The 17021-nt window shown below is 60.5% G+C and carries 17 protein-coding genes; 15 read left to right on the forward strand and 2 right to left on the reverse strand.

The genetic code is table 11. The features are described from left to right. Positions 1 to 326: 326 nt before the first annotated feature. The 15 genes from atpB to R3O64_RS05590 all read left to right on the forward strand — a co-directional run bounded on the left by atpB (position 327) and on the right by R3O64_RS05590 (position 12645). Positions 327 to 1139 carry a F0F1 ATP synthase subunit A gene (gene atpB / locus R3O64_RS05520; RefSeq protein ID WP_070525178.1) on the forward strand — a complete coding sequence of 271 codons (813 nt, stop codon included), beginning with the start codon at positions 327 to 329 and terminating at the stop codon, positions 1137 to 1139. 99 nt (positions 1140 to 1238) lie between these two features. After that, a complete protein-coding gene (locus R3O64_RS05525) occupies positions 1239 to 1481 on the forward strand; it encodes an ATP synthase F0 subunit C (protein ID WP_010187073.1) in 243 nt (80 codons plus the stop codon). Between the two features lie 45 nt (positions 1482 to 1526). Beyond that, positions 1527 to 2099: a F0F1 ATP synthase subunit B gene (locus R3O64_RS05530; RefSeq protein ID WP_046648931.1), complete on the forward strand. Its 573-nt coding sequence runs from the start codon at positions 1527 to 1529 to the stop codon at positions 2097 to 2099. Positions 2100 to 2105: 6 nt separating this feature from the next. Next, entirely contained in the window at positions 2106 to 2921 is an 816-nt protein-coding gene (locus R3O64_RS05535) for a F0F1 ATP synthase subunit delta (RefSeq protein WP_143335147.1), read from the forward strand. Between the two features lie 60 nt (positions 2922 to 2981). Continuing rightward, positions 2982 to 4622, forward strand: coding sequence for a F0F1 ATP synthase subunit alpha (gene atpA / locus R3O64_RS05540; RefSeq protein ID WP_070528750.1), 1641 nt, complete (start codon positions 2982 to 2984; stop codon positions 4620 to 4622). Positions 4623 to 4678: 56 nt separating this feature from the next. Continuing rightward, positions 4679 to 5662: a F0F1 ATP synthase subunit gamma gene (locus R3O64_RS05545; RefSeq protein ID WP_070531166.1), complete on the forward strand. Its 984-nt coding sequence runs from the start codon at positions 4679 to 4681 to the stop codon at positions 5660 to 5662. Positions 5663 to 5665: 3 nt separating this feature from the next. Beyond that, a complete protein-coding gene (atpD, locus tag R3O64_RS05550; protein ID WP_070528745.1) occupies positions 5666 to 7114 on the forward strand; it encodes a F0F1 ATP synthase subunit beta in 1449 nt (482 codons plus the stop codon). Between the two features lie 10 nt (positions 7115 to 7124). Further along, positions 7125 to 7493, forward strand: a complete 369-nt coding sequence (locus tag R3O64_RS05555; RefSeq protein WP_046648936.1) for a F0F1 ATP synthase subunit epsilon — start codon at positions 7125 to 7127, stop codon at positions 7491 to 7493. A gap of 197 nt (positions 7494 to 7690) precedes the next feature. Beyond that, positions 7691 to 8176, forward strand: a complete 486-nt coding sequence (locus R3O64_RS05560; protein WP_070624897.1) for a DUF2550 domain-containing protein — start codon at positions 7691 to 7693, stop codon at positions 8174 to 8176. A gap of 23 nt (positions 8177 to 8199) precedes the next feature. After that, positions 8200 to 8892 carry an endonuclease NucS gene (nucS, locus tag R3O64_RS05565; protein ID WP_144675888.1) on the forward strand — a complete coding sequence of 231 codons (693 nt, stop codon included), beginning with the start codon at positions 8200 to 8202 and terminating at the stop codon, positions 8890 to 8892. Then, entirely contained in the window at positions 8892 to 9176 is a 285-nt protein-coding gene (locus R3O64_RS05570; protein ID WP_083312509.1) for a hypothetical protein, read from the forward strand. Before nucS ends, R3O64_RS05570 begins: the two co-directional genes overlap by 1 nt. A 10-nt stretch (positions 9177 to 9186) precedes the next feature. Further along, positions 9187 to 9495: a thiamine-binding protein gene (locus tag R3O64_RS05575; RefSeq protein ID WP_070597070.1), complete on the forward strand. Its 309-nt coding sequence runs from the start codon at positions 9187 to 9189 to the stop codon at positions 9493 to 9495. Next, positions 9492 to 10415, forward strand: coding sequence for a tetratricopeptide repeat protein (locus R3O64_RS05580; RefSeq protein WP_339017457.1), 924 nt, complete (start codon positions 9492 to 9494; stop codon positions 10413 to 10415). The genes R3O64_RS05575 and R3O64_RS05580 overlap by 4 nt, the downstream gene beginning before the upstream one ends. Positions 10416 to 10621: 206 nt before the next feature. Continuing rightward, positions 10622 to 12199 carry a peptide ABC transporter substrate-binding protein gene (locus R3O64_RS05585; protein ID WP_070561695.1) on the forward strand — a complete coding sequence of 526 codons (1578 nt, stop codon included), beginning with the start codon at positions 10622 to 10624 and terminating at the stop codon, positions 12197 to 12199. Between the two features lie 47 nt (positions 12200 to 12246). Further along, positions 12247 to 12645: a low molecular weight phosphatase family protein gene (locus R3O64_RS05590; RefSeq protein WP_070563045.1), complete on the forward strand. Its 399-nt coding sequence runs from the start codon at positions 12247 to 12249 to the stop codon at positions 12643 to 12645. 91 nt (positions 12646 to 12736) lie between these two features. Here R3O64_RS05590 and glgB read toward each other — a convergent pair whose 3' ends face one another. Both glgB and R3O64_RS05600 read right to left on the reverse strand, forming a co-directional pair. Then, positions 12737 to 14857 carry a 1,4-alpha-glucan branching protein GlgB gene (gene glgB / locus R3O64_RS05595; RefSeq protein WP_339017458.1) on the reverse strand — a complete coding sequence of 707 codons (2121 nt, stop codon included), beginning with the start codon at positions 14855 to 14857 and terminating at the stop codon, positions 12737 to 12739. Between the two features lie 106 nt (positions 14858 to 14963). Next, complete coding sequence (locus R3O64_RS05600; protein WP_339017459.1) at positions 14964 to 16970, reverse strand: maltotransferase domain-containing protein; 2007 nt, start codon at positions 16968 to 16970, stop codon at positions 14964 to 14966. Positions 16971 to 17021 lie beyond the last annotated feature (51 nt).

Genomic DNA, 17021 nt, shown 5'->3' on the forward strand with positions numbered 1-17021 from the left:
TGTGTGACCAAATACACTTAGTAGGGTTTTGGCAGAATGTGGGCGTTTTATGCGGCCGCACGGCGCTGGGCTGTGCCTTTAGGTTCACAACGCTGCCCCCACGTGCGAAAACTTGAGGGCGAACTGATAGCATTCTCTTCGGGTTACCGCGGGTTAGCGTCATGCTATCCCGAAAAAGTACGGTTTATCCTTGCCCTGTTTACGCTGATGTGCGACGGAGTCCGTGAGCAGGGCAAAGAGCTTGAGACGTCCATCGCACCACATAGCCTTCGACAAGCTGTGTGGCCCGAACACGGGAGAGAACGCTGAGCGTTACGACATTGGCCATGAAGGGTGAGTTTCACGCACCCGAACTGGATCCAGAATTTTTCCCGGGGCACGTAACCGAAGATGGTGGAGTCGTCGATCTTCTTTTCGCCGATTTCGCCAACGGTTGGTTCGCTTTGGATCGCATCATGCTGGTCCGCCTGTTTATGGCGGCTATCTTGGTGCTCCTTTTTGTTGTCGCCTTCAGGAACCCGAAGCTGGTTCCTAAAGGATTGCAGAACGTAGCGGAGCATGCGATTGACTTCGTACGAATTCACATCGCAGAAGACATTTTGGGCCGTAAGGAAGGACGTCGTTTCCTTCCGATCCTGGCCACGATCTTCTTCGGTGTTTTGTTCTGGAACGTAGCAACTATTGTTCCAGCCCTAAACATCTCTCCGAATGCTCGTATTGGTATGCCAATCGTGCTGGCAGTCGTTGCGTACATCGCCATGATTTACGCCGGCGCAAAGCGCTTTGGCTTCGGCAAGTTCGTCAAGTCCTCGGTGGTTATTCCTAACCTTCCGCCGTTGCTGCACGTGCTTGTTGTACCGATTGAGGCTTTCTCTACGTTTGTCATGCGTCCAGTCACGCTGGCTCTTCGTCTTATGGCGAACTTCCTGGCTGGCCACCTCATTTTGGTCCTGTTGTACTCGGCAACGAACTTCTTTTTCTTCCAGTTCAACGGTTGGACCGCACTGAGTGGCCTCACTCTGGTCGCAGCGGTTCTGTTCACGCTGTACGAAATTATCGTCATCTTCCTGCAGGCATACATTTTCGCCCTGCTGACGGCGGTATACATCGAACTGTCGCTGCATGCAGATTCGCACTAACAACAACGCGAACCTCGCGGTTAACTAAATACCCCAGAAATCACCACTTCCCCCGCGGAACAATTCGCGGGAAAACATTGAAAGGGAACGACTTTCATCATGAACGAAATCATTCTTGCTCAGGCTGCTGACGAGTCCACCCTCAAGGGCCTCGGCGCTATCGGCTACGGCATCGCAACCATCGGCCCGGGTCTGGGCATCGGTATCCTCGTCGGCAAGACCGTCGAGGGCATGGCTCGCCAGCCGGAGATGGCCGGCCAGCTGCGTACCACCATGTTCCTGGGTATCGCCTTCGTTGAGGCCCTGGCACTTATCGGCCTCGTTGCAGGCTTCCTGTTCTAAAGAGCGCTTTACACAAAGTAAATCGAACTTTAAGAACGGAGCCCCATGAACAACGTCATTTACTACCTTGCAGCAGAGGGAAGTGAGCACCTGCCGCTGGAGAGCGGCAACTCCATCCTTCTGCCCAAGATGTACGACTTGGTCTGGTCGATCATTCCGTTCGCCATCATCCTGATTGTGTTCTGGAAGCTTGTTCTTCCGGCATACAACAAGATGCTGCAGGAGCGTGAAGACCGGATCGAAGGTGGCCTTAAGCGTGCGGAGGCTCAGCAGGCCGAAGCAAAGGCCGCTCTGGAAAAGTACAATGCTCAGCTCGCTGATGCTCGAGCAGAGGCTGCGGAGATCCGCGAGCAGGCGCGCGAGCGCGGCAAGCTGATCGAGGCAGAGGCTAAGGAAGCTGCAGAGGAAGAGTCTCGTCGCATCCTGACCGCCGGCGAGAAGCAGCTTGAAGCTTCTCGTGCACAGGTCGTGTCTGAGCTGCGTTCCGACATCGGACAGAACTCCATCAACCTGGCAGAGAAGCTGCTCGGCGGCGAACTTTCGGACGCCACCAAGCAGTCCTCCACGATTGATAACTTCCTGTCCGAGCTCGACACTGTGGCACCGGCCGGAAAGTAGGCAACGATGAAGGCAGCTAGCCGCGAAGCACTCGGTACCGTTGAGTCCAAGCTGGATGAGTTCCTCTCCGGCGACCGCTCGGTGGCGACTGCTACCCAGGCAGGCCAGGACCTCTTCGAGGTTGTCCGCGTCCTCGACGGTGACCGCGAACTGCGTGTCGCGCTGACCGACGACGCCGCTACCTCCGAGGAGCGCAAGTCCCTGGCCCAGACCCTTTTCGGCGGAAAGGTCACCCCGGTTGCACTCCAGGTGCTGCAGGAGGCCGCCGCCGCACAGTGGTCGACGCCGCGTGATATTGCCCGTGGTCTCATCATCCTCGGCCGCCGCGCTCTGCTGCGTGGCGCTGAGTTTGAGGGCAAGCTGGGCCAGGTGGAGGACGAGCTCTTCTCCCTGTCGCGCGTGCTTGACCGCGAAGGCGAACTGACCCAGCTGCTTTCAGACCGTACTGCTACGTCCGATCGCAAGGTCGGGCTGCTGGCAAGCGTGCTCTACGGCAAGGTCACGATGGTTACTGAGGCGCTTGCGCTGCAGGCCATTGGCCGCCCGGAGCAGAACCCGATTGATGATCTCGCCGGTTTGGCGGACACCGCAGCCAAGCTGCAGGGCCGTACCATCGCGCGAGTGACCACCGCGGGTGAGCTGAACGATAGCCAGCGGGCAGCACTCGCTGAAAAGCTGGGCAAAATTTATGGTCGTGCGATGTCCATCCACTCTGAGGTTGACACCAGCCTCCTCGGTGGTATGACCATCCGCGTCGGCGACGAAGTCATCGATGGCTCGACGGCAGGCAAGATTGCTCGCCTTCGTGCGCAGATGGCATAAGCCGAAACGACAGAAACGATTAAGTAATTGCTGGAAGATACTACCGAGAGCAGGAAGAACATGGCGGAGCTGACGATCTCCTCCGACGAGATCCGTAGCGCGATTGCGAACTACACCTCGAGCTACTCCGCGGAGGCCTCCCGTGAGGAGGTCGGCGTGGTCATTTCGGCAGCTGACGGTATTGCGCAGGTTTCGGGCCTGCCGTCCGTCATGGCGAATGAGCTGCTCGAGTTCCCCGGCGGCGTGATTGGCGTCGCACAGAACCTTGACACCAACTCCATCGGTGTCGTGGTCTTGGGCAACTTCGAGTCGCTTAAAGAAGGCGACGAGGTCAAGAGGACCGGCGAGGTTCTCTCCATCCCTGTGGGCGAGGAATTCCTCGGCCGCGTAATTAACCCCCTGGGCCAGCCGATCGACGGCATGGGCCCGATCACCGCTGAAGAGGACCGCGTCCTCGAGCTGCAGGCACCGTCCGTGCTGCAGCGCCAGCCGGTGGAAGAGCCGATGCAGACCGGCATCAAGGCTATTGACGCGATGACCCCGATTGGTCGCGGTCAGCGTCAGTTGATCATTGGTGACCGTAAGACGGGTAAGACCGCTGTCTGTATCGACACCATTCTGAACCAGAAGGCTAACTGGGAATCTGGCGACAAGAACAAGCAGGTTCGCTGCATCTACGTCGCCATCGGCCAGAAGGGCTCCACCATTGCTGGTGTGCGCCACACCCTGGAGCAGCACGGCGCACTGGAGTACACCACCATCGTGGCGGCTCCGGCGTCCGACGCCGCTGGCTTCAAGTGGCTGGCACCGTTCTCCGGTGCAGCTCTGGGTCAGCACTGGATGTACCAGGGCAACCACGTCCTGATCATTTACGATGATCTGACCAAGCAGGCTGAGGCCTACCGTGCGATTTCCCTTCTTCTGCGCCGTCCGCCGGGCCGCGAGGCTTACCCGGGCGACGTCTTCTACCTCCACTCCCGTCTGCTGGAGCGCGCTGCGAAGCTCTCCGACGACATGGGTGCAGGTTCCATGACCGCATTGCCGATCATCGAGACCAAGGCGAACGACGTCTCCGCCTTCATTCCGACCAACGTAATTTCTATTACCGACGGCCAGGTCTTCCTGGAGTCCGACCTGTTCAACCAGGGCGTCCGTCCGGCAATTAACGTCGGTGTGTCGGTCTCCCGTGTTGGTGGTGCCGCACAGACCAAGGGTATGAAGAAGGTCGCCGGTAACCTGCGTCTTGAGCTGGCTGCCTACCGCGATCTGCAGGCCTTCGCGGCCTTCGCATCCGACCTGGATCCGGCCTCCAAGGCTCAGCTGGAGCGCGGTGAGCGTCTCGTCGAGCTGCTCAAGCAGTCCGAGTCCTCCCCGCAGCCTGTCGAGTACCAGATGGTGTCCATCTTCCTCGCAGACCAGGGCATCTTCGACGTCGTTCCCGTCGAGGACGTACGCCGCTTCGAGAAGGAGCTGCACGATCACCTCAACTCTGCAACCCCGCAGGTGTTCGAGCAGATCCAGGGCGGTACCGCTCTGACCGACGAGTCCAAGGATGCACTTGTTGCAGCTGCTAAGGACTTCATTCCGTCCTTCCGCACGACCGAGGGCAACAACCTCGGCACCGAGGCACCGGTTGACCCGCTCGCCGCGGATGACGTGAATAAGACCGAGCTCAACGTCTCCCGCAAGACGGCCAAATAGAGTTTCGCACGCTCTAAGAATTAACCGTCTAGATAAAGAAGGGAGGAGCGAACACCATGGCTAATCTTCGTGAACTGCGTGACCGCATCCGGTCCGTCAATTCCACCAAGAAGATCACCAAGGCACAGGAGCTCATTGCTACCTCGCGCATTACCAAGGCTCAGGCCAGGGTAGAGGCGTCGCAGCCTTATGCACGTGAACTGTCCAACGTGCTCAACAAGCTGGCGGCGCACACGTCCCTGGATCACCCGATGCTCCGGGAACGCGAAGATGCAAAGGTGGCCGCCATTCTCGTGGTCTCTTCGGACCGCGGTATGTGCGGTGGCTACAACAACAACATCTTCAAGAAGGCGGCCGAGCTGGAAGCCCTGCTCAAGAGTGAGGGTTTCGAGACCGTCCGCTACGTGACCGGCAACAAGGGCGTTGGCTTCTACAAGTTCCGTGAGGCCGAGGTCGCAGGCAGCTGGACTGGATTCTCGCAGGATCCAACCTGGGAGAAGACGCACGACGTGCGCCGCCACATCATCGACGGCTTCGTTGCCGGTTCGAATGGCCAGGCCAAGACCCGCGAGGGTATTCACGTGGAGGGCGAGACCGTTCGCGGTTTCGACCAGGTCCACGTTGTGTACACCGAGTTCGAGTCCATGCTGACCCAGACCGCGCGTGTGCAGCAGCTGCTGCCGGTGGTACCGGTTATTGAGGAAGAGGACTACAACATGGGTGAGTCCGCGCTTTCCGACGCCGAGCCGAACAATCAGATCACTCCTGATTACGACTTCGAGCCGGATGCGGACACCCTCATGGACGCACTGCTTCCGCAGTACGTGTCCCGCCTCCTGTTTGCGATGTTCTTGGAGTCCTCGGCCTCCGAGTCCGCCGCACGCCGTACCGCAATGAAGTCTGCAACTGACAACGCAACCGAGCTGGTCAAGGACCTCTCGCGCGTGGCCAACCAGGCCCGTCAGGCGCAGATTACCCAAGAAATCACAGAGATCGTCGGTGGCGCTGGGGCGCTCGCCGAAAGCGCAGAAAGTGACTAGATTATGACTACAGCTCTGCAAGAGCAGAACACACAGTCGTCGGCTACCGCCGGCCGTGTGGTGCGTGTCATCGGTCCGGTCGTCGACGTGGAGTTTCCGCGTGGCGGGCTGCCGGCACTGTACAACGCACTGACCGTCGAGGTTTCCCTCGAGGCTGTTGCAAAGACCGTCACCCTTGAGGTCGCTCAGCACCTCGGTGACAACCTCGTCCGTGCCGTGTCCATGGCTCCGACCGACGGCCTCGTCCGCGGTGCCGCCGTGACCGACACCGGCAAGCCGATTTCCGTCCCGGTTGGCGATGTGGTCAAGGGCCACGTCTTTAACGCCCTCGGTGACTGCCTTGACCAGCCGGGTCTGGGCCGCGACGGCGAGCAGTGGGGCATCCACCGCGAGCCGCCGGCATTCGACCAGCTGGAGGGTAAGACCGAGATCCTGGAGACCGGTATTAAGGTCATCGACCTGCTGACCCCGTACGTGAAGGGCGGCAAGATCGGCCTCTTCGGTGGTGCAGGTGTGGGTAAGACCGTTCTTATCCAGGAGATGATTACTCGTATCGCACGCGAGTTCTCCGGTACCTCCGTCTTCGCCGGCGTCGGCGAGCGCACCCGTGAGGGCACCGACCTCTTCCTTGAGATGGAGGAGATGGGCGTTCTTCAAGACACCGCACTTGTCTTCGGCCAGATGGATGAGCCGCCAGGAGTCCGTATGCGCGTGGCTCTGTCCGGCCTGACCATGGCGGAGTACTTCCGCGATGTTCAGAACCAGGACGTGCTGCTGTTCATCGACAACATCTTCCGTTTCACCCAGGCCGGTTCTGAGGTGTCGACCCTGCTGGGCCGTATGCCTTCCGCCGTGGGTTACCAGCCGACTCTGGCTGATGAGATGGGTGTGCTGCAGGAGCGTATTACCTCCACCAAGGGTAAGTCCATTACCTCCCTGCAGGCCGTGTACGTGCCGGCCGATGACTACACCGACCCGGCTCCGGCGACCACCTTCGCCCACCTCGATGCCACCACCGAGTTGGACCGTGGTATTGCTTCGAAGGGTATTTACCCGGCAGTGAACCCGCTGACCTCTACCTCTCGTATTCTGGAGCCGTCCATCGTGGGCGAGCGCCACTACGAGGTGGCACAGCGTGTCATCGGTATCCTGCAGAAGAACAAGGAGCTCCAGGACATCATCGCCATCCTTGGTATGGACGAGCTGTCTGAGGAAGACAAGATCACCGTTCAGCGTGCTCGCCGCATCGAGCGCTTCCTGGGCCAGAACTTCTTCGTCGCAGAGAAGTTCACCGGCCTGCCGGGCTCCTACGTGCCGCTGGCCGATACCATCGATGCTTTCGAGCGCATCTGCAACGGCGAATTCGACCACTACCCGGAGCAGGCCTTCAACGGCCTGGGTGGCTTGGACGACGTCGAGGCTGCGTACAAGAAGCTGACCGAGAAGAAGTAGGGAGAGGCACATGGCTGACATCACCGCCGAATTGGTTTCCGTCGAGCGCCTGCTGTGGACCGGAAAGGCCACCATGGTGACGGCTGAAACCACCGAGGGTGAGATCGGCGTGCTTCCTGGCCATGAGCCCATGGTTGGTCAGTTGATCGACAATGGCGTAGTGACCATCCACCCGGCCGACGGCGAGCGTCGCGTCGCCGCTGTCCAGGGTGGCTTCCTCTCCGTGTCCGAGAACAAGATCACCGTCCTCGCCGATTGGGCCATCTGGGCCTCGGAGGTCGATGAAGCACAGGCACAGGAAGACCTGAAGTCTGAGCGCGAGCTGACGAGGTCCCGTGGCGATGCCGCATTGCGCGCCGCCCGCCGCTTCAACAGCTAACGGATGAGCGGAGAGGAAAACGACGGGCAGCAATGACCGCCCTTCCCACTCTCACCTAGGAACCCCACCCCCTCGCTAAGAGGGGGTGGGGTTCCTTCGTGATCTGCGCCAAAGGTCAAGCAAGGACTAGCATTGTTTCCTCCGCGAGCGGTAGAATCAACGCAACGTTTCTTACTCGCGGTGAAGGAAATCAACCCATGAACTCTCAGGTGCTCCAAGGGCTATCTATTCTTTTAGGTCTGTGCGCACTGATTCTTCTGGTTGTCGTCATTCTGGCCGCAGTACGGTTTTTTACGGTGCGTTCCCGCGGAACGAGCATCCTTCTGCGCCGGCTTCCTTCGAAGGACTCCCATACGTGGCGCCACGGCCTCGTGCGTTATGACGGCGAGTACATGGAGTACTTCAAGCTTCGCTCCGTATTGCCGCGCGCCAACAAACGCTTTAATCGCCTCGACATCGAACTGGGCAGCACCCGCCCAATGGATGATGACGAGGCTTCTTTTATGCCCTCGGGTCACCAGATCATCCGTATTAGCATCGATGGGCGGGACTATGAGATTGCCTCTGATGCGCACGGGATCATGGCCTTGAATGCGTGGGTGGAATCGGCGCCGTCGAAGCGCCAAGAGAAGTTGGATTATCGCCAGATGCGCCAGCGAGCTACCCGCTTACCAAAGAAGTAGCGCCCAACGATAGGGTAGAGGGCATGCGTGTTGTCATCGCCCAATGCTCCGTAGATTACGTAGGCCGTCTCGACGCCCACCTTCCCATGGCGGACCGTCTCATCCTCATCAAAGCCGATGGTTCGGTGTCCATCCATGCGGATGACCGTGCCTATAAGCCGCTAAACTGGATGACTCCGCCGTGCACCTTTTCGGAGTCGGCAATTGAGGATATCGACGGTGAAGACACAGGAGAGAAGCTGTGGCTGGTAGAAAACCCGAAAGGTGAGCAGCTGCGTATCACCATCGCCCAGATCCACCAGGAGATCGACATGGATCTGGGAGAAGACCCCGGCTTGGTCAAGGATGGCGTGGAGGCTCACCTGCAGGAGCTGTTGGCGGAACACATCGAAACGTTGGGTGAGAAGTACTCGCTGGTGCGCCGCGAGTATCCCACCGCGATTGGTCCGGTAGACATCATGGCCAAGAACTCCAAGAATGAATTCGTAGCGGTCGAGGTCAAGCGCCGCGGCGGAATTGATGGCGTTGAGCAGCTCACGCGTTACCTTGAGTTGCTCAACCGCGACGACTTGCTAGCACCGGTCCACGGTGTGTTCGCAGCGCAGGAAATCAAGCCCCAAGCGCGGACCTTGGCGGAAGACCGCGGTATCCGTTGCGTCGTCCTGGACTACCAAGAGCTGCGCGGCATCGAGTCCAACGAGCTGCGGTTGTTCTAGTGCCGCGCCGCAATCGTAGGATCCGCGAAGAGCCACGGTCACTGCCGCGCGACGGCAGTGCCTTCCTCGGCTCGCAGACGGTACCAGGGCCGAGCTGGACCCATGGCGAGCCTTTCGTTATGAGACACGTCGGCAGCGCGGCCGCTCAGAAGTACTACGTGTGCCCGGGATGCAACCAGAACATACCTCCCGGGGTGGCGCACATCGTGGCGTGGCCGCGGGATACCGGCGGGCGCGCAGATGATCGCCGACACTGGCACCGGCACTGCTGGGAGCGGCGGTAGGATAGCGGGCATGATTGTTGCCTTTTCCGTAGCCCCCTCCGTCGTGGGCGATGAACGCGCTGAGATGTCCGAGGCCGTCGCCGAAGCCGTGCGTGTGGTCCGGGCCTCCGGCTTACCCAATGAGACCAATGCCATGTTTACCCTTGTTGAAGGCGAGTGGGATGAGGTCTTCGCGGTTATCAAGGAAGCTACCAATGCCGTGCGCGCGGTTTCGCCCCGCACGAGCCTGGTGATTAAAGCCGATATCCGCGAAGGCGTGACCGGGCAGATAACCCAAAAAGTAGATTCCGTTAATCGTTACCTGGAGGAGAATAAGTGACCGGACCGTACGTAGGAGGAGCCCTCGACCTGGGTGCTATCAAGCAGCAGGCAGAGGCCAAGGCGAAAGCACAGGAACAGGGTACTACTGGTGCCTCGGCAGGTGTACAGCCCTTCTTTGAGGTCACCGAGCAGAACTTCGAGAATGACTTGGTGCGCCGCTCTGCGGAAGTACCCGTCATCGCCTTGATTGGCTCGCCGCGCTCCCCGGCCTCCGAGCAGCTCAAGAAGGACTTCGAGGAGATGGCGACCGCAGGTGGGCTGAAGTTCATCGTGGGCTATATCAACGCTGATGTTGTGCCCCAGGTGGCGCAGGTCTTCGGCGTACAGAATCTGCCGACCACCGTTGCCATCGCCGCCGGCCAGCCCGTCACCAACTTTGAGGGCGGGCAGCCGCGCGAGAACCTGGAGCAGTGGGTAGCGGCGATCGTCGACAAGCTCGGCCCCCAGCTCAAGGGTTTGCCAGACCAAGATGTAGCGGGGGAGAGCCCAGAGGAAGAAGCAGCAGATCCGCGCCTGGGCCTGGCTGAGGACGCGCTCAACCGTGGCGATTTCGACGCTGCCATCGCTACCTATGAGGAGATTCTGGCCGCTGAGCCGGATAATGCGGAGATTAAGCAGGCGCGTGACACCACTGTGCTGCTCAAGCGCTTGGATCCGGCTAACCGTAGCGAGGACCCCATCGCCGCCGCCGATGCCGCCCCAGAGGACGTGGCAAAGCAGCTCGACGCCGCCGACGCGGAGGTCGTCGCCGGTGCCCCTGACCGAGCTTTCGAGCGCCTCATTGAGGCCATGAAGCGCACCGCTGGGGATGAGAAGGAACAGCTCAAGACCCGCCTCTTGGAGCTCTTTGGTCTCTTTGAGTCCGGTGACCCGCGCGTACTGGCCGCACGCACGAAGCTGGCCAGCGCGTTGTATTAAAGACGGCGTAGAAATAGTGCCCAGCTTGTGCCGGGCCCGAGAGCGACCTTCCCGGACTGTCGCGGGCTGGACCCTCAGGATGACTCAGTTGAGGCTTCTCCTGAGGGTCTTTTTTGCGTTCAAGCAATGAGGTGACGTATGGCATGTTAAATTGCTTTTTGTGCGATACAGCACAATGGTTGTTTGACTCTTTCTGGAGGACTCTCATGCGCAAGCTCCTCGGCGTTGTTGGCGCCGCCTCTCTTGCTCTTAGCCTTACCGCCTGCGGAAGCGATAGCTCCGATAGTGCCGGCGGATCCAACTATGTTCGCGTGCTCGGTACTGAACCACAGCAGGGGCTCATTCCCGCGATGACGAATGAGAACGGCGGCGGACGCATCGTCGACATGCTGTTTTCCGGATTGGTGTACTACGACGCCGACGGCAACGTGCACAACGAGATGGCGGAGTCCATCGACAAGGAAGGAGAGAAGACCTACAAGGTCACGCTCAAGCCTGACCTGAAGTTCTCTGATGGCTCAGCCGTGACGGCTGATTCTTTCGTCGATACGTGGAACTACGCGGTGGCCAATGAACAACTTAATGAGAGCTTCTTCTCCTCCATCAAGGGCTACGGGGAAGGCGTCAAAGAAATGGAAGGCCTCAAGGTCATCGATGAGCGCACCTTCACCATCGAACTCACCCAACCGGAGAGCGACTTTCCGAGCCGCTTAGGCTACAACGCCTACTTCCCAGTCCCCGCGGCCGCGCTGGAGGACCCACAGGGCTTTGGCGAATCCCCGGTGTCGAACGGCCCCTACAAGATCAAGGAATGGAACCACAACCAGAACCTGATCATCGAGCCGAACCCGGAGTACAAGGGCGACCGCGCAGCGCAGAACGACGGCATCGAATTCGCCTTCTACGCCGATTCCAGCGCGGCCTACATGGACCTGTTGGCGAATAACCTCGACGTGCTCGAAGCGATCCCGTCGTCCGCTTTCGGCAGCTATGAGCAGGACCTGGCCGGCCGTCAGGAGACCAAGCCGGCCGCTACCTATCTGGAGATGTCCATCCACATGGAGACCCCGCACTTTAGTGGGGAAGAAGGCACGCTGCGCCGCAAGGCAATCTCGATGGCTATCAACCGTGAGGAGATCGCGGAGACCATCTTCCATGGCACCCGCACACCGGCCCGCGAGTTCACGTCACCGGTGCTGAACGGATACAACGACAGCCTGCCCGGTTCGGAAAACCTGGACTATAACCCGGAGGAGGCGAAGAAGCTGTGGGCGGAGGCCGATAAGATGTACGGTGCTTTTGAAGGCTCGTTCCCGATCAACTACAACACCGATGGTGATAACAAGGACTGGGCCGATGCCGTGGCTAACAACATCAGCAACACGCTGGGAATCCAGGCCGTGGGCAACCCTTACCCGGACTTCAAGTCCTTCCGCGATGCCTACCGCACCGAGCGGATGGATGGCGCCTACCGCACGGCGTGGTTCGCCGACTATCCCTCGATGGGTAACTTCCTTGGGCCAAACTTCACCACGGGTGTAGCTTCCAATGACTCGAAGTACTCCAACCCGGAGTTCGATGAACTGATTGTGAAGGCCAACGGCGCCGCAAATGAGGAGGAAGCCGCGAAGCTCTACAACCAGGCACAGGAGCTGCTGCTGCGTGACCTTCCTTCAATCCCGCTGTTCTACCCAAACGTGGTCGGCGGCTGGTCCGAGAACGTCCAGGACGTGACGTTCAACTGGAAGTCCCTGCCGGTGTACTACGCGGTGAAGAAGAACTAGGGATCTGGCCCTACAGGCACACCGAAATATGACTAAAGTGCGGAGGCATGACCTCCGTACTTTTCCTTTGCAATACCAACCGCGGTAAGTCTCAGATGGCGGCTGCCTTAGCTAAGAAGCATGCGCCCGATTGGGAAGTTCACTCCGCAGGCGTAAAGACCACTGAACAGCATCGTGCGCAGGGCGTGAACGCCGAGGCGCAGGCCTCTCTTGCAAAGGTCGGCGCCGACATGTCAGGAACGCCAACGTTGCTTGATGCCGGCCTCGCGTCTTCGGTGGATCACGTCATCATCGTTGGTGATGCCGACTATGACGGAGTGGCTGAGCGTTGGGAGATTGAGGACCCGTCCGTGCGTGGTCTAGAGGGAGGGGAGCGAATGGATGCGTTGCGCGATGACATTGATGCTCGCGTAAGAGCTTTCCTCGATACTCACGCACGAGACTGAAAACTGCAACTGCCCGAGTTGCCAAAACTAGCGGCTGGAATTCGATCTCAGCGGTGATCTTTGGCAGGTCGGGCAGTTGTGTTCTTAGAAACTAGCCACGGAAGGCATACCACTGCACCGAGTTGGCCGGCAGGTGCAGCTGTACGTGGTTGCCTTCGGAGCGCACGCGGTGGGCAAGGTCGTTGCCAGCACCCTGATAGACGGCGTCGTCTGTGTTGATGAGCAGCTCCCACTCGCCATCGCGCGGCACCCAGAGGTCATAGTTGGGCACCGAGCTACCGGAGAAGTTGCACACTGCCAACAAGGCGGAGCCGTCCTTGCCATAGCGGACGTAGCCGAGCATGTTGTTGTTCGAGTCATCAGCCTTAACCCACTGGAAGCCATCCTGCGTAAAGTCCTGGGTCCACAGGGCTGGCTGTTGCTTGTACACCGCGTTGAGGTCGCGCACCAGGCGCTTAATGCCGTGGTGCCACTCGTTGCCCCAGCCCTCCAAATTGGACCAGTCCACGGAGTGGCCCTCTGCCCATTCGGTGGTCTGGCCAAACTCCTGGCCCATGAACATCAGCTGCTTGCCCGGGTGGGAGAACATGTAGCCGTACAGCGCGCGCAGGCCCGCGGCCTTATTCCAGTCATCGCCCGGCATGCGCTCCCACAAGGAGCCCTTGCCGTGGACCACTTCGTCGTGGCTAAACGGCAGTACGTAGCGCTCCGAGTAGGCGTAGACCATGGAGAAGGTGAGCTCACCGTGGTGGTAGCGGCGGTGAATCGGCTCGTGCTTAAAGTACTCCAGGGTGTCGTTCATCCAGCCCATGTTCCACTTCAGGCTAAAGCCCAGTCCGCCCTCGTGCGTCGGTGCGGTCACGCCGGGCCAGGAGGTGGATTCCTCAGCGATGGTCAGCACGCCCGGGTGGTTACGGTTCAGCGTGGCGTTGGTCTCCTGGAGGAATTGGACTGCCTCCAGGTTCTCGCGCCCGCCGTAGATATTGGGCAGCCATTCCTCGCGGGAGTAGTCCAGGTAGAGCATGGAAGCAACGGCGTCGACACGCAAGCCGTCGACGTGGAACTCCTCGGCCCAGTACAGGGCGTTAGCCACGAGGAAGTTGCGAACCTCGTTGCGGCCGAAGTCGAAGACGTAGGTGCCCCAATCGGCCTGCTCACCGCGGCGCGGGTCCGGGTGCTCGTAGAGTGCCTGCCCGTCGAAGCGGCCCAGCGCCCATTCGTCCTTGGGGAAGTGCGCGGGCACCCAGTCGATGAAGACGCCGATGCCAGCGTTATGCAAGTCGTCGATAAGCGCGCGCAGCTCATCCGGGGAGCCCCAGCGCGCGGAGGGAGCGTAGTAGCCGGAGACCTGGTAACCCCAGGAACCGCCGAAGGGGTGCTCGGCCACGGGCAGCAGCTCCACGTGGGTAAAGCCGTGCTCAACCAGGTAAGGGATGAGTTCTTCGCGCAAGCTGTTGTAGTTGGCGCCTACCTTCCATGAGCCGACGTGGAGCTCATAGACACTCATCGGGACGTCGAGGTCCCCGGTGCGCTTGCTCATCCACTCCTCGTCGCTCCACTCGAAGCTGGAGCGGGCCACCACAGAGGCGGTTTCCGGCGGGGCAATGGTGCGCTTGGCCAGGGGATCCGCCTTATCAATGCGCGGGGAGTTCTTGCCGTGGACCGCGAACTTATAGCGCTCGCCTTCGCCCACACCGGGGATGAAGACCTCCCAAATGCCCGTGGAGCCGAGGCTGCGCATGGGGAATTGGGTAGGGTTCCAGCCGCAGAAGTCACCGACCACGGCCACGCCCTCCGCGTTGGGCGCCCATACGGCAAATGCGGTTCCTTCGACCTCACCCAGGTCGGTGGTGTAGCTCTTGAGATTTGCGCCCAGTACTTCCCAGAGGCGCTCGTGGCGGCCTTCCCCGATGAGGTGCTGATCCAATGTGCCCAAGGTGGGCAGGAAATGATAACCGTCCGCTACCTCGATGGCGGGCTGGCCCGGGTAGGTGATGCGCAGGCGGTAGTCTGCTTCTTCGGCGAGCGGGGCCTCCCAGATATCATCCCCAACCGCGCGCATGGCGATCGTGTCGGAGGCGGTGACGAGCTCGACGGCTTCGGCACCGGGGCGGCGAGTGCGGACGGTTCCATCGTGCCAACCATAGAAATCATGGGGCGCGTGGTGGCGGCAGTGGTTGAGGCGTTCGAGGTCTGAGGCCGGGATGTTCATACAGACCAAATTACCCAAGAACACGTGCTCGCGGGGCCGAAAAGAAACCCCGCGCTACCCAGAAAGGGGGACGGAATCAGCGCGGGGTATCTACTGGCCTGAGGGCTTAAGCGCGGTAGTCGTTCACTCGGCGCCAGGCAATGCGCTCCTGCAGGTCATGGTGTGCCGGCGGGAGGACGAAGATGTGGGCGACGTCACGCAGTGGCTCCAGGCGCACGAAGTTGCGGTCGGACCACTCGTAGGCGGCACCACTGATGGTGTCCTGCACCGTGAAGTGTTCACCCGGGTGGCGACCCACGGCGGCCAGATCCACAAAGACCGTGGCCTCCTGAGCATTGCGCGGATCCAGGTTGACCACCACGAGCACCACGTTGCCGGTAGCGGGATCGGCCTTGGAGTAGGCGATGATGGCCTCGTTGTCAGTGTTGTGGAAGCGCAGCGTGCGCAGCTGCTGGAGGGGCGGGTTTTCGCGGCGGATGAGGTTGAGCAGCCGGATATAGGATTCCAGGGAGTCACCGGACTTGACAGCGGCCTGGAAGTCGCGCGGGCGCAGCTCGTACTTCTCCGAGTCGAGGTACTCCTCGCTGCCCGGCTTGACGGCCTGGTGCTCGTAGAGCTCGAAGCCCGAGTACACGCCCCACAGCGGGGAGAGAGTCGCAGCCAGCGTAGCGCGAATGGCGAACATGGCGCGCCCACCGGTTTGCAGGGATTCGTGGAGAATATCCGGGGTATTGACAAAGAGGTTGGGGCGGCAGATATCGGCCTGCTCCACGTGCATCTGCGCGAATTCGGTGAGCTCGTGCTTGGAGGTCTGCCACGTGAAGTAGGTATAGGACTGCGTAAATCCTGCCTTGGCCAGGCCGAACAGGCGCGGAGCGCGGGTGAAGGCCTCGGCGAGGAAGATGACCTCCGGGTGAGTCACATGCACCTTGGAAATCAGCCAGTTCCAGAAGTTAGCTGGTTTGGTGTGCGGGTTGTCCACGCGGAACGTATGCACGCCGGCCTCGATCCAGATCATGACGATGCGATAGATTTCCGCGTAGATGGCATCCGGGTCGTTATCGAAGTTCAGCGGGTAGATGTCCTGGTACTTCTTCGGCGGGTTCTCCGCGTAGGCAATGGTGCCATCGGCCAGGACGGTGAAAAATTCCGGGTTGGTCTTGGCCCATGGGTGGTCCGGGGAGGCCTGCAGCGCCAGGTCCAGGGCCACCTCCAGGCCCAAGTCGGCGGCCTTCTTAACCAGCTCCTTGAAGTCCTCCATGGTGCCCAGGTCCGGGTGCGTGGTGGAGTGATCTTGGATGGCCCACGGCGAGCCCACATCGCCGGGCTCAGCCACCACCGAGTTATTGCGGCCCTTGCGGTGCACCTTGCCAATGGGGTGGATGGGTGGGAAGTAGACGGTATCGAAACCCATGGCTGCCACTCGCTCGAGTGCCTGTGCCGTGGTCTTAAATGTGCCGTGTACGGGGTTGCCCTCGTCATCCCAGCCACCGGTGGAGCGTGGGAAGAGCTCGTACCAGGAGCTGTAGAGGGCCTCGCGGCGTTCCACGAGGACCTCGTGAATGTCACCCTCCACCAGCAGGTGGCGCAGGGGGTGGTGGTGGAGGACGTCCGCGACCTCGTCGGACAGCGCGGTGCGCACGCGCTTGTCGACGTCCCCCGTTTCATCCTTCAGCTCCTTCGCCGCCTTAAAGAGCAGATCCGCCTTGTCGCTCGGGCACTGGATTGCCGCCTCCTCGAAAAGTTCGGCGCCGTGCAAGAGATCGTTGCTGAGCTCTTGTGCGGATTGCCCGGCCTCCATCTTCTTGACCACCGCGTTGCGCCAGGTGGACATCGGATCGGACCAGGCGTCGACGCGGAAGAACCAGCGGCCGGCAGTGGCCGGGCTAAACACGCCGTGGACCCGATCCGGGTTCTCCGGATCCACCGTCATGGTCACGGCAGAAGTGGACGGGGAGTCAGTGTTCCACACCGACAGCGTCGCGGCGACGGCATCGTGGCCCTCACGCCACACCAGCGCGGTAACAGGAACGACCTCTCCGACAACGGCCTTCGAGGCTGCATTACCGGAGAGGGAGGGGCGGACATCGTCGATACCAAGGCGTTGAGTCATGCCCATAGAATAATGCAGCTGTGGCAGTTTCACCGGGGAAGGCTGTGTCAG

The sequence above is a fragment of the Corynebacterium hesseae genome (assembly GCF_037850265.1).
Lineage (GTDB): Bacteria > Actinomycetota > Actinomycetes > Mycobacteriales > Mycobacteriaceae > Corynebacterium > Corynebacterium hesseae.